This window comes from Meiothermus sp. (assembly GCF_026004115.1).
In the GTDB taxonomy this organism is placed as follows: domain Bacteria; phylum Deinococcota; class Deinococci; order Deinococcales; family Thermaceae; genus Meiothermus.
Window position 1 is genome coordinate 93257 of the sequence record NZ_BPIM01000001.1, and the last position, 23991, is coordinate 117247.

A 23991-nucleotide genomic window follows, 5' to 3' on the forward strand; every position below is an offset into this window, starting at 1 on the left:
ATCTACTAGTGGAGAAACCCCCTTCTCTCGAAGGGGGCTCAGAAAGCGAGGGTTTTTGCCGTATCGGGTATTCGTGGGTAGTGCTCTATCGGCCCGAAAGGCCCCGGTTAATTTCTGCTACCATGGCTGCCACGATTTGAGCCACGTTGGTGTCCGACTTCTGGACGGCCTGCGACAGGGCATTCCCCCAGGGCCCCCACACCTTACCCATCTCGGGGATGTTGGGCATGGGCGAACCTAAAGCGATGGTAGCCGAGAAGCCCGCCACCACCGGATCGTTGCGCAGCTGCTGGACGGCCTGTTTAGAAACCGGCAGACGGCCACCGGCTTTGTTGAAGGCGATCTGGTTCTGGGTGCTCACCAGCAGCTTGGCAAAGTTGGCAGCTGCGGTCTTGTTACGCGAGTAAGCATTCATAGCCACGCCCTGCACCCCCACAAACGGACGCCACTGCTGACCACCGGGGGGGTTGGGGATGGGTGCAATACCGAAGTCAATGTTGGCCTTCTTGTAGTCGCCAATCGCCCAGGGGCCGTTGAGAATCATGGCCAGGGCGCCTTCCTTGAAGGCGCTGTCGGCCACGCCATAGTCCACGCCCTCGGGAATCAGGCGGTAACGGTAGCGCAGATCCTTGATGAAGCTCACCGCACGGTTGCCTGCATCACCGCCCAGGCGGGTTTGGCTGGCGTCTACTCCCTGTGCAGTACGACCAAACACCGTGGCCCCGTAAGCGGTGAACCAGCCGTAGTTGAAATAGGGGTTGGCCAGGTCGTAGAGGAACCCGAAGGAATTGCCCTTGGTGTTGTCCTGGGCAATCTTGAGGAACTCATCCCAGGTTTTGGGGGCTTCCTTGACCAGTTTCTTGTTGTAGATAAGCGCCACCGACTCCGCGAACATTGGCAAGGCAAAGAGTTGATTACGGTAGGTGAGGGCCTCAACCGCCACATCCGAGAGGCTCTGAATGTAGCTGCTGGTCGCATACTTGCCCATGGGCTCCAACACGCCCGCCGCCGCCATGGCCCCCACCCAGTCGTGGGGAATGCTCACCACCAGATCGGCAGCCTGGCCCTGGGGCGCTCCCAGGATGAACTTGTTCTGAATATCGCCAAAGGGTACCTCGACGATCTCCACCTGGGTGCCGCTGCTCTTGGCAAAGTTGGCTGCGGTTTGTTTGAGCCAGGCCAGCTCAGGGCCGCCGTAGTGTGTCCAGACCGTAAGCCTGCCCTGCGCCAGAGCCGAGCCCACCAAACCCAGGGCCGCTATGGCTGCAATCAAAAGACCTTTCTTCATCTCCTCCTCCTGTTTCCAAGCTATGTCGCGGATGCGGAATCGAAGCATAGCTTGCTCTGGATCACGACAGCAGTGTATGGCAGCGTTTCCACAATGTTCCAAACGTTTTTTTTGTTCATCTGCCTTCTGCGTCAAATGGTATCTTACTACAATCCGGAGCGAAGTAAAGAGTCTGGAATCACCCCAGGACTCTGCTGGAGCCTGGTTCAACATTGGCGTACCTGAGCAATTTTCCGAGGATTCAGCGATAAGCAGCCAGAGGGTCTGTGTGGGAACAAATGTCCAGTTCCTGAAACATAACCACTGAACCTGTTTGCCTATCTCACACTACATGGATATTTCCCGTGCAGGCAGCAACCTTCTGATACCAGCTTTACTTGGACAGTTGGCTTTAAGGGTCATCCCAAGCCCCCTCATCCGGCGACACCCCAGGTGCAGTCAAGCGTGTTCCTATCGCTGTTTGTAAATAGCGCGGTCGGTTTGTCGCCACCTTCTTCCTCCGGGAAGAAGGCAAGGGGTTCATGTGGATTTGGTATGATCGGGGTCGTAAGATGCTTGGCCCAAGGTGGCTACCCACAAACGACCCAGGGCCCAAAGATAGCTACTCGGAAAGCAGGCTGCGGAGCAAGCTCTTGTGCGAACCCCGCTGCTCACTTCCTTGGAGGCTGACTGGGGCGCAGATCAAGCTGACTGGGAATGATGCGGGGGTCGCTTTGCAGCAGGTATAACACTGCCTGGGCAATATCCTGGGGCTGGATTTTCCAGGCAGCTCCGGTGCTGTTGCCGGCAAAGGGCGTGTCTACGGAACCGGGCAGGATGCTGCTGACCCGAATTCCGTAGTAGCGCAGATCCAGCATGGAGGCTTCGGAAAAGCCCAGCAGGCCAAACTTGCTGGCGTTGTAGGCTGCCCCGTTCGCAAAAGCGTTCTTCCCCGCCAGGGAACCGATATTAATGATGTGGCCCCCGCCCCGCTTCTGCATGGCGGGCACGGCAGCTCTGGTGGCAAAAAAAGGTCCGGTCAGGTTGGTTTGCAGCACCTGCTGCCACTCGTCGGGACTCAGTTCGTGGACGGGCTTGAAAATGCCCACCCCAGCATTGTTGATCAGGTAGTCCAGGCCGCCAAAATGGGCCTCGAGCTGGTGCACGGCTCTCTCTACATCCTCGTAACGGGTAATGTCTCCTGGCAGGGCCAGGCCGCTACCCAACTCCCCCGCAAGGCGGGCTAACTTGGCCTGGCTACGGGCAAACAACCCTACCCCTACCCCACTCGCAACCAGTTGCCTGGCGATCTCCAGGCCGATGCCCGAGGAAGCCCCCGTAACCAAAGCGACTTTTCCACGCAAACTTGTCATGCCCTCATCGTGCAGAAAAAAAGTGGACGAACACAAGGTTCGCCCACACGATTCACCCGCCCTTACTTGGGCTTGTAAATATCCACACCACCCGCTTTTTCCAGGCTCTGCATGAGGAACTGCGGGGTAACCAGAGGTTTGCTGCTGGCATCGCCCGGTAGCGTTCCGGCAAAGACCTCGAGCACATCGGTGTAGCCATCGCCATCGGCGTCTTTCATGGCTTTGAGGGCTTCGTAGAGGGCGTCCCCGATGCTGCCTTTGAAGTTGGCCCGCACTTCGTTACCGAAAGCGTTCCAAGGAGCTCCCCCATTGGCGCTAACATGACAGTACTGACAAGTTACCGTGCGCACATCGCCGCGATCGGCTACCAGGTTGAACTGCGCAATGGCCTGCAAACGGTACGGCCCCCGGGCCTGTACAAAAGGTATCAGGGCTACCGCCAAAACCAGCACCAATAAACCAACTTTACGCATGGTTGACTCCTTTTAGGGTTGCACCGTGATTCTACCGTTCATGGTTATGGCATGAGAGCCATTGACATCTTGAATCGAGCAAATGTATTCGATCTCCCCGGCGATGTTGAAGACAATTCTCTCCTTGTACCCTTTGTTGTTCATGTTATAGGTATAAAATTTCAACTCCTCAGGAGTACCGGGTTTGCTCTGGGCAAGGTGTGTGGCTCCGGTCTCGTCATCATAAACAAACTCGATACATCCTCCTTTTTTGATGGTGGCATTGGGGCTATCGGTATTGGCCACTTTGAAACCTTGCGTCACTCCGAGCACCCGAATCACGGTGCACTGCTGTTGATTCGACTGGCAAGCTGAGAGCAGACCCAACAACACCACAAGAGCCAGGACTCGCATGAGCGAATTGTACCCCACGAGCAGGCCCTGGCGGGTTCAGGCCATATAGGCTTTCATTCTGGCCAGGTTGGCGAATACCGGTCACAAAAAGTTGGACGCCCCAGTTGCAGGTTGTTTTGTTTTCCAAGCCCAAATCCTCCATGAGGGGCAAAAAGCGAACCGACTCCTGTTCCTTGGCGCTAAGCCCCTCCCACCCTTGGGCTTTCTCGAAGCGGACAAAACGGGCATACCTCAACATCGTTTCATGGTTGGAACCTCCAAACCCGTATACGCTTAGACCATCCGGGTTGGATTCAGGCCGCCTCGAGGCAGGCCTACTCCTGTAGGGGCTGTTCCTTGCGGGGCAATCCGAACTTATGCGCATCCACGAGCATTCGTAGGGCTTTGCCCCGGTGGGAGTGGGCGGCTTTTTGCTCGAGGGTCATCTCGGCGAAGGTTTTGCCCACCTCGGGCAGGTAAAACAGGGGGTCGTAGCCAAAACCCCACTCCCCCCTGGGGGCCTCGAGGATTTCCCCTTCGGTCTCGCCCCGGTAGAGTTCCATGTAGCCATCGGGGTAGGCAATCACCACCACGGCCACAAATTTGGCTTTGCGTAGAGCTTTAGGAACTCCCTTGAGGCGCTCGAGCAAATACACATTGCGCTCCATGTCGGTTTTCTTGTTGCCGTAGCGGGCCGAGTACACCCCAGGCTCCCCCCCCAGGGCCAGGACCTCGAGGCCCGAGTCGTCAGCCAGGGTGGGCATGCCACTGTGCTTGGCCGCATAGGCCGCTTTCAACACCGCGTTATCCTCAAAGGTAGAGCCTTCTTCGGGCGGCATTTTGAAGGGGTAGTCCAGCAGGGAAAAGAGCGTCCAGCCCAGGGGCGCCAGCCCCTCTTTAATCTCGCGAAACTTGCCTGGGTTGGACGTAGCAATCAGCATGCGCATCTAGTACATCTTAACCGCATCATGGCCAAAAGCCGCAGGCATATGAGCAAGCCCATCAATCCAGCGCCCTGTGTGCGGCGGCTACCCCAAATCAAACCCGGTTTTTTAGCTGTCCATGTACCCGCCGCACCATCTCGGGAATTTGGGCCAGCCCCAGTTCCAGCATGGCCTGATAGGTGGCTTTGGGCACCGGGCGGCCCTCGCCCGCTCCATGTAGCTCGATGATGTCGCCCGACCGGGTGGCCACCACCGTCAGATCGGCCCAGGCGTTCTCGTCCTCAACCTGGGTCAAATCCAGCAGCAGGCTGTCATCCGCCATCCACCCCACGCTGACTGCTGCAAACTCGGTCAGGGGCCATTCGTCCATCTTGCCTCGGCTAACCAGGCGATCCATAGCCATATGCAAAGCGGCATACCCTCCCAAAAGCGAGGCGACTCGGGTTCCACCATCGGCCTGGAGCACATCGGCATCGATCACTACCGTCTTGTTGGGCAACAAGCTCAAATCCAGCGCAGCCCGAAAGGCCCGACCCATAAACCGCTGAATCTCGGCCGTACGGCCCGAAATTTTTTGCCGTTCTCGCTCCTTACGTTCTTTGGTAGAGCGAGGTAACAAGTTGTACTCGGCCATCAGCCAGCCTTCGCGCCCCGAGACGTGCCGGGGTACCCCCTCAGCCAGGGAAACATTCACCAGGACCCGGGTATTTCCCAGCTCTACCAGTGCCGAACCTTCGGCATACTCTACGTAGCCCATCCGCAGCGTGAGGGGACGCAGCTCCTGGGCCGTGCGGCCATCCTTGCGTTTCATCGCCGCGACTTTACCATACGGGCCGATACCGCTAGAATATCCAAGCGTGCCGGTGTAGCTCAGCGGTAGAGCACTCGATTCGTAATCGAGCGGTCGTCGGTTCAAATCCGACCACCGGCTCCAACTAAGCCAATCCGGGCACCAGCGGTCCAACTAGCCCAGTTGCTGCTTTAGCCAGGGGGCCAGGTCGGTAAGGCTTTGCACTTCGTAAATTGTCCTGGCCAGGGGGCCATAAACCACCAGTGGCACCGGATTGAGGGTGTGCTGGGCATGCCAGGGTTCTTCGGCATTGCCGTGGTCGGCGGTGAGGATTAGTGTGACGCCAGCGCTTGCGTTCAGAAAGCCGTACAGAAACCGATCCAGCTCTACAAAGCGCTCGTCGAGCTTATCCGGTAAGCGGTGGGCCGAATAATCCAGGGCCCAGCTTTCCAAGATGGTCAGATCGTGCTCTCGGGCTGTCCGGGCCAGGCGCTCGCCTGCAGCTTCCGGCCCTGGCCAGAAGGCAGGCAAAAAGGCCTTGGGGTGCTCGATGGGAAGAAGCTCCAGGTTGGCTGCTCTGGCGGCAAATCCAAAGGCCGAAAGCAGATTACGGCGGCTCTCCCTTACCCTTTCCAGATACTCGCGCCGGTAGGCGTTGGCGTGCAAAACCCGCAAGCCCTGCTGCACGGCCCAGACCTGGAGGCTATCCTGTTGCAGCAGCTTTTGCAGCTTGCTAAAGGGGTGCGGCCCCTGGTGATGGCCCAGCAACATGGCCGCGTTGTGCCCGGTCAGCAAGGTGGTCTGGCCCGTGCCCGACTGCGGCAAGCCCTCTACCCCAAGCCGCGCATCCAGGACGCGATAGGCCAGATGGGACTTGCTAATCGGCTGGCGACCAAACCCACCGCTCAAAGCCCGCAGGGTGGGCAAAGTCAAGCGCCGAAGGGGGCTGCGGAGGTCGTCGGAGAGTCCCAGGCCATCCACAAACAAAAACGCCAGCACCCAGGCATTGTGCGCTTTTGAGGGTGGAATGGTCAAATCCGAAGCAATGCGCACCGCGAAGGGCTAAGCCACTATCACTGCCCATGACCCAAACATGCAACCTGGAACACAGCCAGGCCCACCTCCAGGAGCGCATGATGGTAAGCGAAAGGAGCCATGCTATGCCCATACGTTCAGCCAACGCGGTCTGGAAAGGTACCCTGAAGGAAGGTCAAGGCCACCTGAAACTAGAAAGCGGGGTGTACGAGGGCCCTTATACCTGGGCCTCGAGGTTCGCCGATGCCAGCGGCACCAACCCCGAGGAACTGATGGGCGCGGCCCATGCCGGCTGCTACGCCATGTTTCTTTCGGCTTTGCTCACCAACAACAACACCCCGCCCGAAGAACTGAATGCTACTGCCAAGGTACACCTAGGCGACGGCCCCACCGTCACCAAAATCGAGCTTCATCTGGTGGCTAAAGTGCCCGGTATTGATGCAGACAAGTTTCAGGAGCTGGCCCAGGAAGCCAAGGCTAAGTGTCCCATTTCCAAAGCCTTGGCGGCGGTTCCCGAAATTACCCTCGAGGCCCGACTGGCCTGAGTACCACCGAACCAAGGTAAACCCCCAGGGGAAATGGCGCTTGAGGATTTAATATACTTGAACATCTATAGCGCCGGAGCCAAACGTAGTGTTGAATGGAGGCGTGGAGCCAGACACTGCCCTGCTGTCGTGCCTTGCCAAAGGGGATGAGCGTGCGTTGGAAGAGCTATACCGTCGCTATAGCCCCTCGCTGTACGCGCTTCTCCTGCGGATGCTCCAGAGCCGCGAGGAGGCCGAAGAGATTTTGCAAGATAGTTTTGTCCAGCTTTACCGGGAGGCCGCCCGTTACCAGCCGGAGCGCGGCAGCGTGACGGCATTTTTATTCACCATCGGGCGTAATTTAGCCCTCTCGCGTTTACGCAGCCGCAAGGCCAGGCCCCAGAAACTGGAAGACCACGACCTGCACAGCCCGGATCAGGAGCTGGGCCTGTGGCGGGAGGACGATCCCACCGACCGGATTCTGGTACGCCGGGCCTTGCAAAGGCTCGAGCCCTCCGACCGCCAACTGTTAGAAGAAGCCTTTTTCGATGGCTTTAGCCACACTGAGCTGGCCGAGCGCCATCAGCTACCTTTGGGTACGGTCAAGACCCGGCTGCGCCGGGCCCTGCTCAAGCTACGCGCGTACCTGGGCGGGCCGCAGGTTTCGGAGGAAGCATGAAAGACCTCCGCGAACTGCTGCCCGACTACGCCCTGGGCCTACTGGAGGGCGAGGAAAAGACCCGGCTCGAGCAAGCCCTGCAATCCTCTGCCGAACTGCGTCAGGAACTCCTGGAGCTTCAGGCGGCGCTGCTGCGCCTCCCCGAGAGCCTGCCGCCGGTAACGCCACCCCCGCGCGTATGGGCCCGGATTCAGCAAAGAACCCACCCCAGGCGGAATTTCTTGCGTTGGGCGGCTGCGGTGTTGGTAGTGGCGGCGCTGGGTTTGGGGGGCTGGGGCGTGGGTCTGTACCGGCAGTACCAGACACTCGCTCAGGAACAGGCCAAGGTAGCCCGCTGGCTGGTCGACCCCGAGGTGAAGTGGCAACTCATCAAGAACAGCGAAGGCCAGTCCTTTGGCACCATGCTCTGGCGGGAGGAGGGGCCCTGCTTGATGGTGCTGCGCGAGCCTCCGCCTCCAGGCAGGGTCTACCAGGCCTGGGGCCGCAAGAACGGCGAAGAGCCGGTCTCGCTGGGGGTTTTTTCGGGGCGAGTGTTCGAAACCAACTACGAAGGGTTCGACTTTATGGGGGTGAGCCTCGAGCCCCCCGGCGGCAGCCCCCAGCCCACCGAACCCCTGGGCCGGGTGCCCACCTCGTAGCCCTATACCCGGTACCACAGGCGGGTCAGCCACTTGAAGCCCCGCAAGGCTGCCGTGACGATGCGCCCGTACCAGCCCCTCGGAAGCCAGGTCGGGCCAGTGACGGGAATCAGGCGCTCGATGGCAATGGTCTGCACCTCGGTAAAGCGGTAGAGCCCTTCCCTGCCGTGCCGCCGCCCCAGACCCGAGGCCTTGAAGCCGCCCATGGGGGCGTCCATCGAGGCCCAGGCCGCGGCGTAGCTCTCGTTGATGTTGACCGTTCCGGCCTGGATGCGCGCGGCCACTTCGCGGCCCTTACGAAGGTCTTTGGTCCAGACACTGGCATTGAGGCCATACTCGCTGTGGTTGATGAGGGTGAGTACCTGCTCGAGGTCGCTAAACCGGTACAGGCTCACCACCGGGCCAAAGGTCTCCTCGCCGTACACGCGCATCTCTGGGGTGACGCCTGTAAGGATGGTCGGCTCGAAAAAGAGCGGGCCCAGGTCGGGCCTGGGCCGCCCGCCCGCCAGCACCCTGGCCCCTTTGGCTACCGCGTCCTGCACGTGGGCCAGCACGGTGTCGAACTGCCGCTGCACGGTCAGGGAGCCCATCTGCGAGCGGTGGTCAAGGGTGGCCCCCAGGCGCAGATTCAGGGTTTTTTCCACTAAGCGCTTAGTAAAGGCCTCGAAGACTTTTTCGTGGACATATATGCGCTCGAGCGAGACGCAAAGCTGCCCCGCATTGGCAAAGGCCCCGTGAATGGCCCCGTCCACGGCAGCCTCGAGGTTGGCATCCTCCAGCACCAGCATGGGGTTTTTGCCGCCGAGCTCGAGGCTCACCCCTATCAGCCGCTCACCGGCCTGCCGGGCCACCTTGCGCCCGGTGGGGGTGCTGCCGGTCAGGGCGATGAAGTCGGCCGAGGCCACCAGGGCCGCTCCCACCTCCGCCCCGCCGGTCACAATTTGAAACAGCTCGGCTGGCAGACCGGCCTCCTCCATCAGGGCCTGAATCCACAAAGCCGTAAAAGTGGTCTGGGGGTCGGGCTTGAGCACCACCGCATTGCCTGCCATCAGGGCCGGAATCGGCTCACTGACCGCCATGACCAGTGGGTAGTTCCAGGGCGAGATCACCCCCACCACCCCCACCGGGTGGCGGTACTCCCAGGTCTGGGTCAGGCCCACAAAAGTACCGCCGGTGCGCCTTGGCCGCAGCCAGCCGGGGCTACGGGTAGCGTAGAACTGCGCCACGATGGCCGAGTCCAACAGCTCCTCCTGGGCATCGCGGCGGGCCTTGCCGGTTTCGTACTGGGTCAGGTCGAGGATTTCTTCCTGCCGCTTTAGGAGCAGGTCGTGAAAGCGCAGCATGATGCGCGCCCTGGCTTTGGGATCCACTTTAGCCCAGGCGGCCTGGGCCGTTCTGGCGAGCCGGACGGCCTGCTCTACATCCTCGGGGGTGCAAATCGGAATGGCCCCCAGCACGCTTCCATCGAAGGGGGAGTACAGGGTCTGTCGGGCCCGTTCGCCCCATAGCGATACCCGCCTGGCCAGCCGTTCTAACAGTTCGGGGGTGAACTGAGGGGCCTCGCGGGGAGGATTGACCGCGCGAAGGCGTCCGGTCTCGAGCATCTTGAACCCATATTGGGCTGAAAAATCGGCCCCGTCAAGATCTTCTACAAACCCGAAGCGCACCGCTCAAGCAAGGCTGGATGGCAAAATATAAAAGCGCTTCCATCACGACCCAAAGCATCAAGCCGGCCTCGAGGCCCTTACAAATTAAGGCCGCCTTGTATATGCTGGGGGCGTTCAAAAAGGTTCATTGATTGGGCTTATACCAAACAACGTTAACGGAGGTTTTTTATGTATCGATCCCCCCCTGGCGCTCGAGGTTTTTTGATCGCGATTGGGTTGTTGGGTGGAGCCCTGATCGTTGCCGCGCTGGTCGGATTGCTAATTTTCTGGGGTTTGCAAGCTGCTTTCCCCAGGCCGGTGGATCAAAGCTACCCCGGCTACCTCATTCTGGTGTTTGGCACCATTGTCCTTATTCCCATTCTGGTAATGCTGGGGCGGCGGGTTCCCTACCTGACCGACTGGTACTACCTCCTCCCGGCCATCACCTTCTTGCTGGCCTTCACGCTGTTTCCCATCATCCTGACCATCTACTATGGTTTCACCGATTACACCGGCATCCGCAACGGCAAACCCGACCGCTCCACCGAGACCGAGGTTGTGCGCGTGGAAGAACGGCAGTTGTTTGTGGACGGCAACGCCCACGACCTGCTGCGCTGCGACCAGCCCGACTGCGCGGGCCAGGCCCTGGAAATCACCACCCGTACCCAGCGAGCCCGCGTGACCGCAGAGCAGGCCAGCGGGGGCACCATCACCCTCACCGCGCCTCCGCCCTTCACCCCCACCCTGGTCTACAAAATCAACGACTTCCAGTTTATCGGCTTGCGCAATTTTGCCGAGATTTTTAGCCGCGCAGGCACCATTCTGATTCCAGTGCTGATCTGGAACATTATTTTCGCAGCGGGTGCCGTGTTTGTGGGGGCCATCCCGGGACTCGTTCTGGGCCTGATGCTCAACAACAAAAACCTGGCCTTGCGGGGCTTTTATCGCACGGCCCTGATCATCTCCTGGGCCATTCCGGTGGTCATCAGCGTGCAGATTTTCACCGCCATGCTCAACGTGCAGTTTGGCCCCATCAACCGCTTGTTGGGGCTGCTGGGCTCCTATCCGGTTCCCTGGCTTACCGACCCCGAGTGGTTCAAGATGTCGGCCCTGCTTATCAGCCTGTGGCTGGGGTTTCCCTACTGGATGACCGCCACCCTGGGCGCCCTCTCCACCATCCCCGATGATGTGTACGAGGCGGCCAAAATAGACGGGGCCAATGGCCTTCAGACCCTCACCGGTATCACCTTGCCCCTGCTGCGCCAGCCCTTCATCCCATTGGTGCTGGGCTCGTTCGCCTTCAACTTTAACAATTTTGGGCTGATTTATCTCATGGGAACGCAGCCGGGTGTGGAGGGGCGCCCTTCTACCGCCCAGGCCGCCGACATTCTTATTACCTGGGCCTACAAAACGGCTTTCCAGTCCGACGGTGGCCAGGCTTACGGCCTTGGAGGGGCCATATCCATCCTGATTTTCTTCCTCACTGTGGCTATTAGCCTGATTAACTTCCGCTTTACCGGCGCCCTCAAGGAGGTGCGCTGATGGCTGCCCTTTCACGTTATCTCGGCTGGGCGCTGCTCAGCCTCATGGCTGCCTGGGTGCTTTTTGTCTACTTCCCCGGCCTCCTGGCCCGCATTCAGCCCAACACCCCTCCAGGTTTTATTCGCATCGAGAACGGCTGGGTTTATGCCCTGAGCGGCCTCCTGATTATCATCGGGCTGATTCTGGCCTACGCCTGGCTGGTCACCTATATCAACAACAGCCGCACCCGTCGCAAGCGCAGCTTCTGGCCCCTCTTTGGGCAGGGCCTCACCCACCTGTTCATGTTTTTGGTGCTGGTCTTTGCCTATTATCCAGTGCTGCAAATTCTGGCCGCCTCCTTCGACCCCCGCAATACCCTTTATCGCATTCTGCCCCCAGCCAGCGACAACCTGCTGGTGCGGGCCCGGGTGATACCGGACTTCTCGCAACTTAGCTGGGAAAACTACGCCAAGCTTTTCGATGGCTTTATCCTCTACCCTTACCAGGCGGTCTTGCTGGCGATTGCAGCCCTATGCCTGGTTCTTGTCATTGCCATGGCTGCCTATCGCCGTATCATTGGGGACGACCGAACCGATAGTTCCTGGGCCTTGCTACAAGGACGCAGCCTGACGATCTTTGCCATCCTCAGCTTCATCCTGGTCATCTTCCTCTCCCCTGCCCAGTTCACCGGCCAGGGCACCGAGGCCAAGTTTGTGCTGTGGGTGCGCAACACCTTGTTTGTTTCAGGCATTACTGGCATCCTGGCGGTACTGCTGACCGCTACGGCGGGCTATGCGTTTGCCCGGTTCAACTTTCCGGGGCGCTACACCATGCTGCTGGTGTTTATTTTCATTCAGATGTTCCCGGGATTCTTGGGCCTGGTTGCGACCTACATCCTGATTTCCAACCTGGGCCTCCTGAATACCTTTACCGGCCTGGTGCTGGCCTACTCGGGCGGCATTATCAGCTTTGGAACCTGGGTCTACAAGGGTTTTCTAGAAAGCATCTCCAAAAGCCTGGAGGAGGCCGCCCTGATTGACGGGGCCAGCAAGTGGCAGGTCTTTACCAAAATCCTGATGCCCCTTTCGGCGCCCATGTTCGTGTTTATCTTTTTGCTACAGTTTGTGGGCACTTACTCGGAGTTTATTGTGGCCAACCTGTTCCTCACCGGGGTGGAGTCCTGGACGGTGGGGATGGGGCTGCGCAACTTTACTACCGGGCAGTTCTCCACCCGCTGGGGGCTGTTCGCCGCGGCGGCGGTGCTGGGCTCGCTGCCCATTCTGCTGACCTTCTACGGGTTCCAGCGTTATTTCGTATCGGGATACACCGCAGGCTCGGTGAAGGAATGAGGCACTACCACGACTGGGAACCTTTCTGTGTAGACCCCCTTAGACCAGAGCTGGGACAGGAAATCACCCTGCGGCTAAGAACACCGGCCAAAGAGGGTTTTTTGATCCTCGAGCGTTACGGCGAGGTGGAGCGCCGGCCCATGAAGGCCATAAGGGGTGGGCTAGAAATCCGGCTTCCCCTCTACAGCTCGCCCCTGCGCTACTGCTTCTTCCTGACCCAAGAAAAAACGTACCTGGCCGCGGATGGGCTGCGCGGGGCCCTGCCGCGCTACGACAAGTTTTTTCACCTGCTGGCCCAACCCACCGTACCGGACTGGGCGGTGGGAGCGGTGTTCTATCAGATATTTCCCGACCGCTTCCGCAACGGCAACCCCCACAACGACCCGCAAACCGGCGAGTGGCTCTACCAGGGGCAGCCCATCGTGAAGAAAGACTGGTACGAACCGGTAGGCTACAGGCCGGGCGAGGGGCCTGTGCAGCACTACGGCGGCGACCTCGAGGGCATCCTGGAAAAGCTGGACTACCTGCAAGACCTGGGCGTCGAGGCCCTATACCTTAATCCCATCCTGCCCTCGGGTTCCAACCACCGCTACGATGCCCACGATTACCTGAATGTGGACCCCCACCTAGGCGGCAACGAAGCCTTTGACCGGCTGGTGGAGGCTCTGCACCGCCGGGGCATGAAGCTGGTACTGGACGGAGTGTTCAACCATATTGGCAACACCCACCCCGACTTCCAGAAAGCCCTGCACGACCCCACCGCCCCCGAGGCCGGACAGTTCACCTTTTACGCCGACGGCTCCTATGCGGCCTTCTTTGGGGTCAAGACCCTGCCCAAGCTGGACTACGCCAACCCCCTCACGGTCGAGCGCTGGCTGGACGGCTACCACGCCCCGGTGCGGCACTGGATTCGCAAGGGGGCCGACGGCTGGCGGCTGGATGTGGCCCACCAGATGGGCGAGGGGGGCACCGACCGCCGCAACGCTGAACTCCTGCGGCTCATCAAGCACAACAGCGTGGAGGAAAACCCCGAGGCCTTGGTGTTTGGCGAGCTATTCTTCGACACCCTGCCCACCCTGCGGGCCCACACCCTGGATGGCTCCATGCACTACGCAGGTTTTGCCAACCCCCTGATGGAGTGGCTGTCGGGGAAAAATGTGTACGGCTGGGAGGTTTCGGTTTCCACGCAGGAACTCTGGGAAACCCTGTGGGATCACTATGCGGCCCTGCCGCTCCAGCTCCGCCAGAGCATGTACACCCTGATCAGCAGCCACGATATCCCCCGCGCACTCTGGCGGCTCAAGGGGGATGTGGAGCGGTTCAAGCTGGCTTTGGGCATCTTGCTGACCTTTCCGGGTGCGCCGGGCCTTTACTACGGTGACGAAATTGGCCTCGACCAGGCCAACCCCTACACAGACTGGAACGGCGACCCCATGTGCCGGGGAACGTTTCCCTGGGACGAGCGCAGGTGGAACCAAGAAGTGCTGACCTGGACAAAAAAACTTATCTGGCTCAAGAAAAATACTCCGGCCCTGCGCCGAGGCGGCTTGCAACCCCTGCAGGTTTCGGAAAAGCTACTGGGCTACAAGCGCCTCTACGAAGGCGAGGAGGTATGGGTGTACGCGGCTTTGGAGCCCACCGAAGTGCCACTTCCCCAGGCCGAGAATCTATTGACCGGTCAAAGGGTAGGGGGCTCTGTTCAGCTTTTGGGTTTGGGGATTTTTCGCTTGCTGCGGTAGGTAACCCAGGTCGCATCCTGCAAGGGCCGCTGAGCTATACTGGCCCTTTGGGTTGGGTATGCGAGGGATATCCGAATCGCTGGATTTTGATCGTGTCCGTGAGGCGCTGGCCGAGCGGGCCTCTACCTTTATGGGCCGGGAGGCGCTCCTGAGCCTACAACCCCGGGCCACCCTCGAGGAGGCCCAGGCCCAGCAGGCCACCGTGGCCGAGGCCCTGGCCTACCCCTATCGGCTGGGGGGCATCTCCGATCTACGACCCGCCCTGGCAGCCGCCAGGGAAGGACTGCGGCTGGAAGGGTTGCAGCTGCGCGAAGTGGCCGCCAGCCTGGAAGCAGCGGTGGCCCTCAAGCACGAGCTTTTGGAGATTGGCGAGCATTTGAAGGCCCTGGCAGCCCGCATCGGGGAGCACACCTACTTCCTGCGGCGCATCCGGGAGTGCCTGGACGAAGCGGGCCATGTGCGCGACGAGGCCACCCCCCGGCTGCGGGAAATCCGTCGGCGGCTGAACCCTTTGCGCGAGCAGATTCAGGACAGGCTGCACCAGTTGATGGATCGGCAGCCAGAGGCCATCCAGGAGCGCTTCATCACCTTGCGGCGCGAGCGCTATGTGATTCCGGTCAAGGCCAGCTTCCAGCACAAAATTCCGGGCATCATCCTGGATCAGTCCGACTCGGGGCTCACCATGTACATGGAGCCGTCCTCGGTGGTGCCCCTCAACAACCAACTCGCCAGCCTGCGGCTCGAGGAAGAAGCCGAGGTCAACCGGGTGCTCTTCGAGCTATCGGCCATTCTGGGGGGCGACCTCGAGTTCGATGAAACCCTCCATGCCCTCACCGAACTCGACATCGCCCGCGCTGCTGCGAGCCTGGCCGAGGACTGGAACCTGGCACGACCCCAGCTGAACCAGGAGGGGCATTACCTTCTCAAGTCCGCCCGCCATCCGCTTATCAAAAATCCCGTCAGCAACGATCTGGCTCTCTCAGCAGAAAGGCGAATCTTACTGGTCACCGGCCCCAACATGGGGGGCAAGACCGCCCTCTTGAAAACCCTGGGCCTGGCCGTGCTGATGGCCCAGTGTGGGCTGTTTGTGGCCGCCGAAGCCGCCGAACTGGCCTTCCCGGACAGACTGTTTGTGGACATCGGCGACCAGCAGTCGCTCCAGGAAAGCCTCTCCACCTTCGCGGCCCACGTGCTCAAACTCAAAGAGGTACTGCAAGCAGCCACCCCCCACAGCCTGGTGCTGATCGACGAGCTCGGCTCGGGCACCGACCCCGAGGAGGGTGCAGCGCTCGCGCAAGCCTTTGTGGAGGGGTTACTGAAAAAGGGGGTGCGCGGGCTGATTACCACCCACCTTTCCCCCCTGAAGGCTTTTGCCCAGGACACTCCGGGTGTGCAAAACGCCTCCATGCGCTTTGATCTGGAGCACCTGAGACCCACCTACGAACTGGTAGTAGGGGCGCCGGGGCGCAGCTATGCCCTCTCGATTGCCCGGCGGCTGGGCTTTCCACAGGCCCAGCTCGAGCGGGCCGAGGCCCTGTTGGGACCCGAAGGGGGTCGACTGGAGCGCTTGCTGGCTGCGCTCGAGGTCGAACGTGAACGTTTGAGGGAAGCGCGGCAGGTAGCCGAGCACCAGCAGCAAAGGGTCAAGGGCTTGGAGCAGGAGCTGACCCGGCAGCTCGCCGAACTAACGCAAAACAAGGAACGCTTGCTCGAGGAAGCCCGCACCCAGGCCGAACAGGTGGTAAGGGAAGCGCAAGAACGCATCCGCCAGACCCGTGAGCGCAGCAAAACCCAGGGCCAGGGGCAGGTTATGCAGGAGCTTATTCAGCTTCGGAGCCGCTACCAACGCCCAGAAAAAACCGCAACACCCAGGCCGGGCTTACAACCAGGGTCTGTGGTGGAGGTGCCCGAGTATGGGGGCCAGGGAACCATTGTGGAGCTCCGGGGTCAGGAAGCCGTGCTGCAAATGGGTGCGGTGCGGCTTACCGTGCCCATCGCGCGATTGCAACCCAGGGAGGAACCCAAATCCCGCAAATCGGAGGGCCGTGTCCAGCACAAAGCCAAAATTGCCAGCGAACTTAACCTGCGGGGGCTGACGGTGGAGGAAGCCTTGCTGGCCGTGGACGATTATCTGGCCGAAGCCAAGGCCACCGCCACTACCCCTGTGCGCCTCTTGCATGGCAAGGGCACAGGTGCCTTGCGCAACGCCTTGCGCGATTCGCTCAAACGTGACCGCCGGGTAGAAACTTTCCACGATGCTGTCCCGTACGAGGGTGGGCATGGGGTCACGGTGGTCCATTTGCGGGTTTAGGGATGGTGGATTACCCGGTCTGGTCTCATCCAAGTCGTAAAAGTGAGTTAATCCTTAGTGGATTAGCCATGATTCTCATGAGAACTCCAGCTACCCTGCTGTCATGGAAGGCATGGATCAACCCTTAATCCTGATTGTCGAAGACGAGAAGGACATCGCCCGCTTTATCGAGCTCGAGCTCCAGGCCGAAGGCTACCGCACCGAGGTGGCTTATGACGGCATCACCGGGCTTTCACGTTTCCGCGAGACCAACCCCAACCTGGTGGTGATGGATCTGATGCTACCGGTGATGGACGGCCTCGAGGTGGCTCGGCGAATACGCAAAACCTCCAATGTGCCCATTGTGATTCTGACCGCCAAAGACCGGGTAGAGGACAAGGTCGAGGGGCTGGACGCCGGGGCCGACGACTACCTGGTCAAACCCTTTAGCATCGAAGAACTCCTGGCCCGCATCCGCGCCCACCTGCGCCGGGTGACCCCGGCCATCACCGGCGAGATTCGGGTCTCCGACCTGATTATTAACCTGGAGGGCCGTGAGGTCTATCGGGCCGGACGCCGCATCGAGTTCTCCAACAAGGAGTTTGAGTTGCTGGAGCTGCTGGCCAAGAGCCCCGGCAAGGTTTTTAGCCGCTTCGAGATTGAAGAAAAGGTCTGGCCGGGCTACCAGGGCGGCTCCAACGTGGTGGATGTCTACATCGGGTACCTGCGCAAGAAGCTCGAGGGCACCGGCGAACGCCGCCTGATTCACACCGTGCGCGGGGTGGGGTACGTGCTACGTGAGGATTGAGAAACGCCTCGTACCCGATTCGTTGGGCTTACAGGCAACCGCTGCAAGCCCAGGTTGGATGCCAGCGAGCATCCGATGCGTCTCAATCCTGTAAAAGCGGCACCGCCTGGGGCCGCCCGTCTGGCCCTACCGCTACCATTACAAAACCCGCCCGGCAGGCCAAAACCCGCTCGAAGTTTTCCATCGGCTCGACCCACATCTCTACTTCTACCCGCATCGAACTCTTCCCCACCTCCTTTACCCAAGCCACCAGTTCCACAATTGAGCCCTGGGGCACCGGGTGGTGGAAGTCCATGGCATCGGCGTGCACCGTAACCACTTTAGTCCGGGCGTGTCGGGTAGCGGCCACGAAGGCGGCTTCGTCCATCCAGGCCATGGCCGTACCCCCGAACAGGCTGCCGTAGTGATTGCAATCGCCAGGACGCACCAGGTGCACGGTGCGGGTTTCGCGGCTCACGCCCTCCTCCTGGCCCTGGCCCGCTCCTCGCGGTAGAGGATATAGGCTCTGGCCACCTCGGGGCTGATCTCCATCAGGCCCCGTTCTACCCGATCCTGGATCTCCTCCACCGTGAGGCTTCTTGCGCTGGCCTCAAGCTTGACCGGCTCCACGATACGCCGGGCCACCCACTCAAAGTCGAGCGCTACCCCGGTGGCGGCGGCGGCCTTCTGCACCGCCCGCACAATGCGCATCTCGTCGAAGGGAACCTGCCGCCCGTCCCGCTTGACCACCAGCTGCAAGTCCGGAGCCAGCTCGGGAAAGTAAAAATCCAGGTCGGACAGAGGCTCGACGCGGGTGGCCTTGATGTAGCCGTTACCCTTGGTGGAGAAGAAGTCGTGGTTCTTGGTTTCGGTGCGCAGCCCGGCCAGCACCACCGGGTTCACATCCTGGGCCTCCACCCCGAAGTGGGGCCTCAGCCCCAGGTTCATCAGGGCCTTATCGGCGTTGTAGCGCGAGAAGCGCAGCACCGCTTCCTCCAGCCCGATCCGGTGGTAGAGGGCCTGGGTGTAGCGGGTTTCCAGGGCGTCCAGTGTTTCCAGCAACTCCACCACCCCCGCTTCGGCCCGCGCCCGCACTTTGTCGCTCAGGCGGTTCAGCGCCTCCTGGGCCAGCAAGCCCACATAAACACCGTGGATGGCCTCATCCCGGATAATCAGGCTGATGATCTCGCCTGAACTTGTAAGCCGACCCTGCCCGGCCAGGTACAGGGGGTAGAAGAAACCCGAATAGAAGAGGTAGGACTCCAGCATCACGCTGGAGGCCATGGCCCGGTACAGGCTTTCCTCGTCGGCGATCCGGGTGTAGGCCCCGTGAATGACGGCCAGCTTGTGCTGTAGCTCGGGCTGCCCTCGCACCCAGTCGAAAAGGGCCTCGATGCGCGCCGAGGTGCACAGGGTGGAGAAAATGGAGCTATAGCTCTTGGCATGCATGTGCTCCATCGCCCCCATGAACGACAGCACCGCCTTAGCCTGGAACCCCGGTACCCATTCAGATATGCGCGGCATCCCCACACTACCCTGCACGGTATCCAGCAGGGTCAGCCCGGCCAGCACCTCCTCATAGGTGCGCTGCTCGTCGGGGGTAAGGGTCATCCAGGCCAGCTTGTCGTCCGAGAGGGGGATTTCCTCATCCACCCAGAACTGCCGTACGTTCTGGTTCCAGAACATCTGGGTGTAGCCATCCTCGGGTCGGTTCCAGTTCACTGCGGAGAATCCGCTATCAATGGTTGTGGTTTCCATCGGATGGCTCCTTCAAACCGCACAGCTCACGCACTCTTCTACCGAGAGGTTCTTGGTGCGGGTGTAGTAGAGGCTCTTGAGGCCTTTCTTGCTGGCGTACACGTAAAGCCGGGCCAGCTCGCGGGTGCTGGTCTCGCTGGTCACGTAGAGCACCGTGCTGATGCCCTGATCCACGTGGGGCTGGATCTCGGCCACCAGGTCGATCACCCGGTACATGTCCATGTGGTAGGCCGATTTGTAGTACCAGTAGGTCTCCTCGGAAAGGAACGGCGCCGGGTAGTAGGTGGTGGCGTTGCCGTAGGTGCGGGTCTCCACCACTTCCACGATGGGCTGGATGGAGGGGGTGGCGTTCTGGATGTAGCTGATGCTTTGGGTGGGGGCAATGGCCAGACGATAGGCGTGGTAGAGGCCGTGCTGCTGCACCAGCGCCTTTAGTCTGGCCCAGTCTTCCGGGGTGGGCAGGGGGATATGGGCAAAGAGCTTTTGCACGGCCTCGATCCTGGGGCGAAAGTCTTCGGCCAGGTAGCGCTCGAAGTAGGCCCCGCTGGCATAGTCTGAGCGCTCGAAGCCCTCGAAGCGCACCCCCCGTTCGCGGGCGATCTGCATGGAGCGCTCCAGGGAGTAGAAATTCACCGCAGCGAAGAAGCTGCGGGCAAAGTCACGGGCCTCCTCGGACTCGTAGCGCAGCCGGTTTTTGGCCAGAAAGCCGTGCAGGTTCATGGCCCCCAGGCCGACGGCATGGAAGGCCTGGTTGGCTTTGCGCACCCCGGGGGCATTCTGGATGTCCGTAAGGTCGCTGACGGCGGTGAGCATGTCCATGGCGGTGTGTACGCTCTCGGCCAGCCGCCCCGACGCCATCACGTTGACGATGTTCAGGGAGCCCAGGTTGCAGCTAATGTCGTAGCCGATCTGGTCGTCCTGGCCGTAGTCGCCGATGACCGAGGTGGTCTGAAGCTGGAAGATCTCGGTGCAGAGGTTGGACATCTTGATCTGCCCCAGGCCCTTCAGGGGGTGGGCCCGGTTGGCGTTGCTCTTGTAGATAATGTAGGGGTAGCCCGACTCGAACTGGGTCTGGGCGATGCGGGTGAGCATGGCCCGGGCCGAGAGGGGACGTTTTCTCACCGCCGGGTGGGCCAGCAGTTCTTCATAGCGCCGGTCTAGATCCATATCGTCCAGATGCTCGCCAAAAGCCTGATAAACCGAGTAAGGGGCAAACACGTAGAAGTCCTCACCCCGCTCGGCCAGCTCGAAGAACTTCCGCGGCACGATCAAGCCCAGGGATAGGGTCTGAATGCGGCTTTTCTCGTCGGCGTTGATCTTTTTGGTATCCAGAAAATCTTCCACGTCCCAGTGGAAAATGTTCAGGTAAACCGCCCCGGCCCCCTTGCGCTGGCCCATCTGGTCGGCATAGTTGAAGGCATCCTCCAGCAGCTTCATCACCGGCACCACGCCCTTGGCCGCGTGCGCTACCCCCTTGATGGGTTCGCCTCGAGCGCGGAGTTTGGAGAGGTTCAAAGCCACCCCACCCCCGATTTTGGAGAGCTGCATGGCGGCGTTAAGGTGGAAACCTATGGCGTTCAGGCTGTCGTCGAGCTCCAGCAAAAAGCAGCTCACCAGCTCCCCCCGTCTCGCCCGCCCGGCGTTCAGGAAGGTGGGGGTAGCGGGCTGGTAGCGCTGCTCCATCATGGCCCGCACGTAGCTGCGGGCTTGCTCCATACTCCCCTGGGCCAGGTACAAAGCCACCGCCACGACCCGATCTTCGTAGTTTTCCAGGTAGTGTTTTTTATCATCCGACTTCAGGGCGTAGTCCTTGTAGAACTTGGAGATGGCCATGAAGCTCTGGAAGCGGAAGCCGTAGCTGTAGGCCAGGTCGGAGAGCTCGAGCACATCGGCTTCGCTATAGCGGGCAAAAAAGTCTTCGTAATAGCCCTCGGCGATGAGGGTTCGCAGCCGCTCGATGGGCCCCTGGAAGCGCCGCGTCTGCTGTTTGGCCTCGGCCTCGAAGGCCAGGGCAGCCTCGAGGTCCTTCTCAAGCTGAAAAAAACCGTTCTGCTTTTGCAGTACGGCGCTGTTGAGTTCAAGGTATCGCATATTAATCCTCACTTGCCTGTTCAGGCCAGACGGGGGGCCCGACGATCCATTTGCTGCAGTGCCTGCAAGAACCGCTCAGCGTCTTTGTCGCTCCCCGCCAGTTCAAACTTGAGCAAAAGGGGCAGTCCATAGCGTCCGGTGAGCACGTCCGCCGAGCGGGCAAAATTAGCGCCCCAGTTGCGGTTGCCGCTGGCCGCGACCCCCCGGATGTGGCCTCGGTTGTGCGTTACAAAGCGCTCGACCTCGGCGGGCACCTGGCCGAACCCGGTGGTGTAGGTCACCAGGACACAGGGCGCATCGATCCGTTCTTCGCCGGTCCAGATTCTGCAGCGCTGTACAGGCAGCCGTTCCACAAAGCGGGCCACATTGCCGGTTTTCGAAGCGTACGCCACAAGCATAGCCCCTCCTTCGGGCAAAAAAAATCCCTTGCCACTAGCGGATTCAACCCAACCAGGGCCTTTGATCTACCCGATGCAGCCGGGGCTAAGTTTTGATGGAAAGCTTCACCTGATCCATCCTTTCCGTCCTTGGCGCGAGGACTGGGGAACCCTACCGGGCAGGCGATCGGGCTTTAACCGTTGCGCGACAGCGGCGGAATTGCACCGCACTTCCCCTGTTTCCGGTGGGGAAACCACATTTTGTGGTTTCTGGGCGATACCCTACTATAACTTGTAGTTTAGTGTCAAGCTCAGCCGGCCAACAGGGGAGCCAGAGCATGCAGCAAGGCCTCCTGGGCTTCAGGTACTTGTGCAGAAAGGCGCAGCCACTCCGGTAAACCAAAACTGGTGCAGTCGCGTACCCGAATGCCCTGCTCGCGTAGCCTTTGAGCCACCTGGGTGGCCTGGCCCACCCGCACCATCAGGAAGTTGGCGGTGCTCTCGCGCACCTCGAGGCCCAGCTTCCTCAACCCCTGGGCCAGCTGTCTTCTCAGGAGCCAGAGTTCCTGGCGGCTTTGGGCCAGCCAGACCTGGGAAGCAGGTTGCAGGATGGCCCGCAAAAAGGCCTCTCCATGCACCCCCAGCACCCAGGAAGGGGCTATGTGGCGAAAATGGGTGAGGTCATGCGGGGCCAACAGATATCCCGCCCGCACCCCGGTCAGGCCGTGTGCTTTATTGGGGCTATAAAGCCACCAGGCCGCTCGGGGCAGCGCGGGGGGGCTTTCGCACAGGGGATAATAGGCCAGGTCGAGCACCAGGTGTGCCTGCCGGCGGTGGGCGGTTTCGGCAGCCTCCTCTAGAAAATCGTAGATTTCACCCGTCGGGTTGTTGGGCACACACAAAAAAGCTAGGGTGGCTTGGGGTAACAGGCGCAGGAAGTCGTCTTTACTCTGGGCTTTAAGCAAAGGCAGCTCGGCGGGTTGAGCTGCCCGGGCATACTCGGAAAAGGTGGGGGGCAGGATGAGCATGGGCCCCCTCAGGTAGCGCAGCCGGGTCAGGCGGTGAATGAGTTCGCTGGCACCTCCGCCCACCGCGACCTGCTCGGGCGCAACCCCGTGGTGCTGTGCCAAGGCCGTATGAATCTCGGCATACAGCGGATCTGGGTAGTGGCTGGGGTCGGCCTGACGGATGGCCTCGAGGGCCTGGGGGTCAGGACCGAGGCCGTTGGCATTGGTCGAGAAGTCGTAACGGGGCAGAGGCCCGCTGTCGGTACCGCCGTGCACCGGCTTGAGCACATCGTCGATCATGAGCATTCAGTATGGGCTTAGAACGTATCTAAGATTTGTTGGCACGCTTCTATTGCAGCCAGCAGCACCCCCCCCACCCAGCCGGCTCGTTGCACCAAGGCCAGGCCCCAGGTCACATCTTCGGCTGCAGGAGGACGGCCCTGCCGGTTTAGGGTATACACCCTGGGTTTGCCCAAGCGCAAGCCCAGGGCCAGGGCCAGGGCCGCCATGGGCCAGCCGGCATTGGGGGATGGCGTTTTGTGGGCCTCTCGGCGAAGAGTTGCAAAGGAGAAGCGCAAAATTCGAGAAGTACCTGCACGCCAACACCAGCCTCCGATTAGCCACACAAGCCCGGCTGTTAGCCTGGCAGGTAGCCAGTTAAGCACGTCGTCAATGCGAGCAGCCCAGCGGCCCGCCCACTCCCACTCGCCCCGGTAGCCCCACATGGCATCGGCGGTATTGGCAAACCGGTAGAGGGCTGCTCCGGGCAGGCCTAAGAGCAAAAACCAAAAGAGCGGGGCAATAACCGAGTCCGACAGGTTTTCAGCCGCCGACTCCAGCAGGCTTTCGCGCACCTCCGATGCCGACAGGCTGGAGGTATCGCGGCTCACCAGGTATTGCAGCCGCGAGCGCCCGGCCTCGAGGCCCTCACCAAGCGCCATCTCCACGGCGTGGGCTTCATCCAGAAGCATCCGAAAAGCAAAAAGGGGCTTGAGAAACAATGCTGTCAGGAGAAGCTCGAGGCCCTGTGGTAGAAAGCTCAGCAATCCGCTCAAGATCCAGTAAATCCCAGCGAAGAATCCCGCTCCCATACACCAAAACCCGGCGCCGCCCCAAAAGGCCTGTAGAGGGGGAAGCTGGGTCAGTCCCTTGCCTACCCAAGCCAGGTAGCGCCCCATCCAAACCACAGGATGAAACGCCCCTTTGGGTTCTCCCCAGACCCAATCAATCCACAGGGCCAGCAAAACAGTCATTGGGTCAAAAGGTATCAATCTAAGACCGCTTCCTTCAAGCTCCTCTTGTGATGAGCACCAGGCCAGAAGACGAACCCA

The 23991-nt window shown here is 60.6% G+C and carries 22 protein-coding genes, 1 tRNA gene and 1 riboswitch; of the genes, 9 read left to right on the forward strand and 14 right to left on the reverse strand.

Features of this window, described 5'->3' with window-relative positions; translation table 11 throughout:
- Positions 1-85: 85 nt before the first annotated feature.
- From Q0X23_RS00435 to rph, 6 genes are all read right to left on the reverse strand, one after another.
- A complete protein-coding gene (locus Q0X23_RS00435; RefSeq protein ID WP_297858457.1) occupies positions 86-1288 on the reverse strand; it encodes a maltose ABC transporter substrate-binding protein in 1203 nt (400 codons plus the stop codon).
- 650 nt (positions 1289-1938) lie between these two features.
- Positions 1939-2640 (reverse strand): SDR family oxidoreductase, encoded by a 702-nt coding sequence (locus Q0X23_RS00440; RefSeq protein ID WP_297858458.1) that lies wholly within the window; start codon positions 2638-2640, stop codon positions 1939-1941.
- Between the two features lie 62 nt (positions 2641-2702).
- Positions 2703-3113 (reverse strand): hypothetical protein, encoded by a 411-nt coding sequence (locus Q0X23_RS00445; protein ID WP_297858459.1) that lies wholly within the window; start codon positions 3111-3113, stop codon positions 2703-2705.
- 12 nt (positions 3114-3125) lie between these two features.
- Positions 3126-3506 (reverse strand): hypothetical protein, encoded by a 381-nt coding sequence (locus Q0X23_RS00450; RefSeq protein WP_297858460.1) that lies wholly within the window; start codon positions 3504-3506, stop codon positions 3126-3128.
- Between the two features lie 314 nt (positions 3507-3820).
- On the reverse strand, positions 3821-4432 hold the full coding sequence (gene rdgB / locus Q0X23_RS00455; RefSeq protein WP_297858461.1) for an RdgB/HAM1 family non-canonical purine NTP pyrophosphatase: 612 nt from the start codon (positions 4430-4432) through the stop codon (positions 3821-3823).
- A gap of 91 nt (positions 4433-4523) precedes the next feature.
- Positions 4524-5240 (reverse strand): ribonuclease PH, encoded by a 717-nt coding sequence (rph, locus tag Q0X23_RS00460; RefSeq protein WP_297858462.1) that lies wholly within the window; start codon positions 5238-5240, stop codon positions 4524-4526.
- Between the two features lie 48 nt (positions 5241-5288).
- Between rph and Q0X23_RS00465 the strand changes: the two genes are divergently transcribed.
- A tRNA-Thr gene (locus tag Q0X23_RS00465) sits at positions 5289-5363 on the forward strand.
- A 30-nt stretch (positions 5364-5393) separates the two neighbouring features.
- On the opposite strand, the gene Q0X23_RS00470 is transcribed toward Q0X23_RS00465, so the two are convergent.
- On the reverse strand, positions 5394-6215 hold the full coding sequence (locus tag Q0X23_RS00470) for a metalloenzyme (RefSeq protein ID WP_374707466.1): 822 nt from the start codon (positions 6213-6215) through the stop codon (positions 5394-5396).
- 164 nt (positions 6216-6379) lie between these two features.
- Here Q0X23_RS00470 and Q0X23_RS00475 point away from each other — a divergent pair, with 164 nt between their 5' ends.
- The 3 genes from Q0X23_RS00475 to Q0X23_RS00485 all read left to right on the forward strand — a co-directional run bounded on the left by Q0X23_RS00475 (position 6380) and on the right by Q0X23_RS00485 (position 8095).
- The gene (locus Q0X23_RS00475; protein ID WP_297858463.1) at positions 6380-6799 is read left to right on the forward strand and encodes an OsmC family protein; all 420 of its coding nucleotides are present in this window, start codon (positions 6380-6382) and stop codon (positions 6797-6799) included.
- 103 nt (positions 6800-6902) lie between these two features.
- Positions 6903-7457: an RNA polymerase sigma factor gene (locus tag Q0X23_RS00480; RefSeq protein WP_297858464.1), complete on the forward strand. Its 555-nt coding sequence runs from the start codon at positions 6903-6905 to the stop codon at positions 7455-7457.
- On the forward strand, positions 7454-8095 hold the full coding sequence (locus Q0X23_RS00485; RefSeq protein ID WP_297858465.1) for an anti-sigma factor domain-containing protein: 642 nt from the start codon (positions 7454-7456) through the stop codon (positions 8093-8095). The genes Q0X23_RS00480 and Q0X23_RS00485 overlap by 4 nt, the downstream gene beginning before the upstream one ends.
- A 2-nt stretch (positions 8096-8097) precedes the next feature.
- On the opposite strand, the gene Q0X23_RS00490 is transcribed toward Q0X23_RS00485, so the two are convergent.
- Positions 8098-9699, reverse strand: a complete 1602-nt coding sequence (locus Q0X23_RS00490) for a succinic semialdehyde dehydrogenase (protein ID WP_297858466.1) — start codon at positions 9697-9699, stop codon at positions 8098-8100.
- Positions 9700-9930: 231 nt separating this feature from the next.
- Here Q0X23_RS00490 and Q0X23_RS00495 point away from each other — a divergent pair, with 231 nt between their 5' ends.
- The 5 genes from Q0X23_RS00495 (at position 9931) to Q0X23_RS00515 (ending at position 17448) form a co-directional block, all read left to right on the forward strand.
- Positions 9931-11283, forward strand: a complete 1353-nt coding sequence (locus Q0X23_RS00495) for an ABC transporter permease subunit (protein ID WP_297858467.1) — start codon at positions 9931-9933, stop codon at positions 11281-11283.
- Entirely contained in the window at positions 11283-12611 is a 1329-nt protein-coding gene (locus Q0X23_RS00500; protein ID WP_297858468.1) for a sugar ABC transporter permease, read from the forward strand. The genes Q0X23_RS00495 and Q0X23_RS00500 overlap by 1 nt, the downstream gene beginning before the upstream one ends.
- Positions 12608-14350, forward strand: coding sequence for a glycoside hydrolase family 13 protein (locus tag Q0X23_RS00505; RefSeq protein WP_297858469.1), 1743 nt, complete (start codon positions 12608-12610; stop codon positions 14348-14350). The genes Q0X23_RS00500 and Q0X23_RS00505 overlap by 4 nt, the downstream gene beginning before the upstream one ends.
- 58 nt (positions 14351-14408) lie before the next feature.
- On the forward strand, positions 14409-16661 hold the full coding sequence (locus tag Q0X23_RS00510) for an endonuclease MutS2 (protein ID WP_297858470.1): 2253 nt from the start codon (positions 14409-14411) through the stop codon (positions 16659-16661).
- Positions 16662-16773: 112 nt separating this feature from the next.
- Positions 16774-17448 carry a response regulator transcription factor gene (locus Q0X23_RS00515; RefSeq protein WP_169735538.1) on the forward strand — a complete coding sequence of 225 codons (675 nt, stop codon included), beginning with the start codon at positions 16774-16776 and terminating at the stop codon, positions 17446-17448.
- Positions 17449-17530: 82 nt separating this feature from the next.
- Here the strand turns inward: Q0X23_RS00515 and Q0X23_RS00520 are convergent, their stop codons facing one another.
- The 6 genes from Q0X23_RS00520 to cbiB all read right to left on the reverse strand — a co-directional run bounded on the left by Q0X23_RS00520 (position 17531) and on the right by cbiB (position 23913).
- Positions 17531-17905 (reverse strand): acyl-CoA thioesterase, encoded by a 375-nt coding sequence (locus Q0X23_RS00520; RefSeq protein WP_297858471.1) that lies wholly within the window; start codon positions 17903-17905, stop codon positions 17531-17533.
- Positions 17902-19185 (reverse strand): class 1b ribonucleoside-diphosphate reductase subunit beta, encoded by a 1284-nt coding sequence (gene nrdF, locus Q0X23_RS00525; RefSeq protein WP_297858472.1) that lies wholly within the window; start codon positions 19183-19185, stop codon positions 17902-17904. The genes Q0X23_RS00520 and nrdF overlap by 4 nt, the downstream gene beginning before the upstream one ends.
- Before the next feature lie 12 nt (positions 19186-19197).
- Positions 19198-21276 carry a class 1b ribonucleoside-diphosphate reductase subunit alpha gene (gene nrdE, locus Q0X23_RS00530; protein ID WP_297858473.1) on the reverse strand — a complete coding sequence of 693 codons (2079 nt, stop codon included), beginning with the start codon at positions 21274-21276 and terminating at the stop codon, positions 19198-19200.
- 20 nt (positions 21277-21296) lie between these two features.
- A complete protein-coding gene (gene nrdI, locus Q0X23_RS00535; RefSeq protein ID WP_297858474.1) occupies positions 21297-21674 on the reverse strand; it encodes a class Ib ribonucleoside-diphosphate reductase assembly flavoprotein NrdI in 378 nt (125 codons plus the stop codon).
- Between the two features lie 139 nt (positions 21675-21813).
- Positions 21814-21927, reverse strand: a riboswitch (cobalamin riboswitch).
- 37 nt (positions 21928-21964) lie between these two features.
- Complete coding sequence (locus Q0X23_RS00540; protein ID WP_297858475.1) at positions 21965-22960, reverse strand: histidinol-phosphate transaminase; 996 nt, start codon at positions 22958-22960, stop codon at positions 21965-21967.
- Positions 22961-22977: 17 nt separating this feature from the next.
- Positions 22978-23913: an adenosylcobinamide-phosphate synthase CbiB gene (gene cbiB / locus Q0X23_RS00545; protein WP_297858476.1), complete on the reverse strand. Its 936-nt coding sequence runs from the start codon at positions 23911-23913 to the stop codon at positions 22978-22980.
- Between the last annotated feature and the right edge of the window lie 78 nt (positions 23914-23991).

Bases quoted from the DNA above. Each gene is read 5' to 3' on its own strand.
- Q0X23_RS00510 (WP_297858470.1), top strand. From the start codon at position 14,409: ATGCGAGGGATATCCGAATCGCTGGATTTTGATCGTGTCCGTGAGGCG.
- Q0X23_RS00495 (WP_297858467.1), top strand. From the start codon at position 9,931: ATGTATCGATCCCCCCCTGGCGCTCGAGGTTTTTTGATCGCGATTGGG.
- nrdE (WP_297858473.1), bottom strand. From the start codon at position 21,276: ATGCGATACCTTGAACTCAACAGCGCCGTACTGCAAAAGCAGAACGGT.
- Q0X23_RS00445 (WP_297858459.1), bottom strand. From the start codon at position 3,113: ATGCGTAAAGTTGGTTTATTGGTGCTGGTTTTGGCGGTAGCCCTGATA.
- Q0X23_RS00515 (WP_169735538.1), top strand. From the start codon at position 16,774: ATGGATCAACCCTTAATCCTGATTGTCGAAGACGAGAAGGACATCGCC.
- Q0X23_RS00500 (WP_297858468.1), top strand. From the start codon at position 11,283: ATGGCTGCCCTTTCACGTTATCTCGGCTGGGCGCTGCTCAGCCTCATG.
- Q0X23_RS00540 (WP_297858475.1), bottom strand. From the start codon at position 22,960: ATGATCGACGATGTGCTCAAGCCGGTGCACGGCGGTACCGACAGCGGG.
- rph (WP_297858462.1), bottom strand. From the start codon at position 5,240: ATGAAACGCAAGGATGGCCGCACGGCCCAGGAGCTGCGTCCCCTCACG.
- cbiB (WP_297858476.1), bottom strand. From the start codon at position 23,913: ATGACTGTTTTGCTGGCCCTGTGGATTGATTGGGTCTGGGGAGAACCC.
- Q0X23_RS00440 (WP_297858458.1), bottom strand. From the start codon at position 2,640: ATGACAAGTTTGCGTGGAAAAGTCGCTTTGGTTACGGGGGCTTCCTCG.
- Q0X23_RS00485 (WP_297858465.1), top strand. From the start codon at position 7,454: ATGAAAGACCTCCGCGAACTGCTGCCCGACTACGCCCTGGGCCTACTG.
- Q0X23_RS00505 (WP_297858469.1), top strand. From the start codon at position 12,608: ATGAGGCACTACCACGACTGGGAACCTTTCTGTGTAGACCCCCTTAGA.
- Q0X23_RS00450 (WP_297858460.1), bottom strand. From the start codon at position 3,506: ATGCGAGTCCTGGCTCTTGTGGTGTTGTTGGGTCTGCTCTCAGCTTGC.
- rdgB (WP_297858461.1), bottom strand. From the start codon at position 4,432: ATGCGCATGCTGATTGCTACGTCCAACCCAGGCAAGTTTCGCGAGATT.
- Q0X23_RS00490 (WP_297858466.1), bottom strand. From the start codon at position 9,699: ATGCTCGAGACCGGACGCCTTCGCGCGGTCAATCCTCCCCGCGAGGCC.
- Q0X23_RS00475 (WP_297858463.1), top strand. From the start codon at position 6,380: ATGCCCATACGTTCAGCCAACGCGGTCTGGAAAGGTACCCTGAAGGAA.
- nrdF (WP_297858472.1), bottom strand. From the start codon at position 19,185: ATGGAAACCACAACCATTGATAGCGGATTCTCCGCAGTGAACTGGAAC.
- nrdI (WP_297858474.1), bottom strand. From the start codon at position 21,674: ATGCTTGTGGCGTACGCTTCGAAAACCGGCAATGTGGCCCGCTTTGTG.
- Q0X23_RS00435 (WP_297858457.1), bottom strand. From the start codon at position 1,288: ATGAAGAAAGGTCTTTTGATTGCAGCCATAGCGGCCCTGGGTTTGGTG.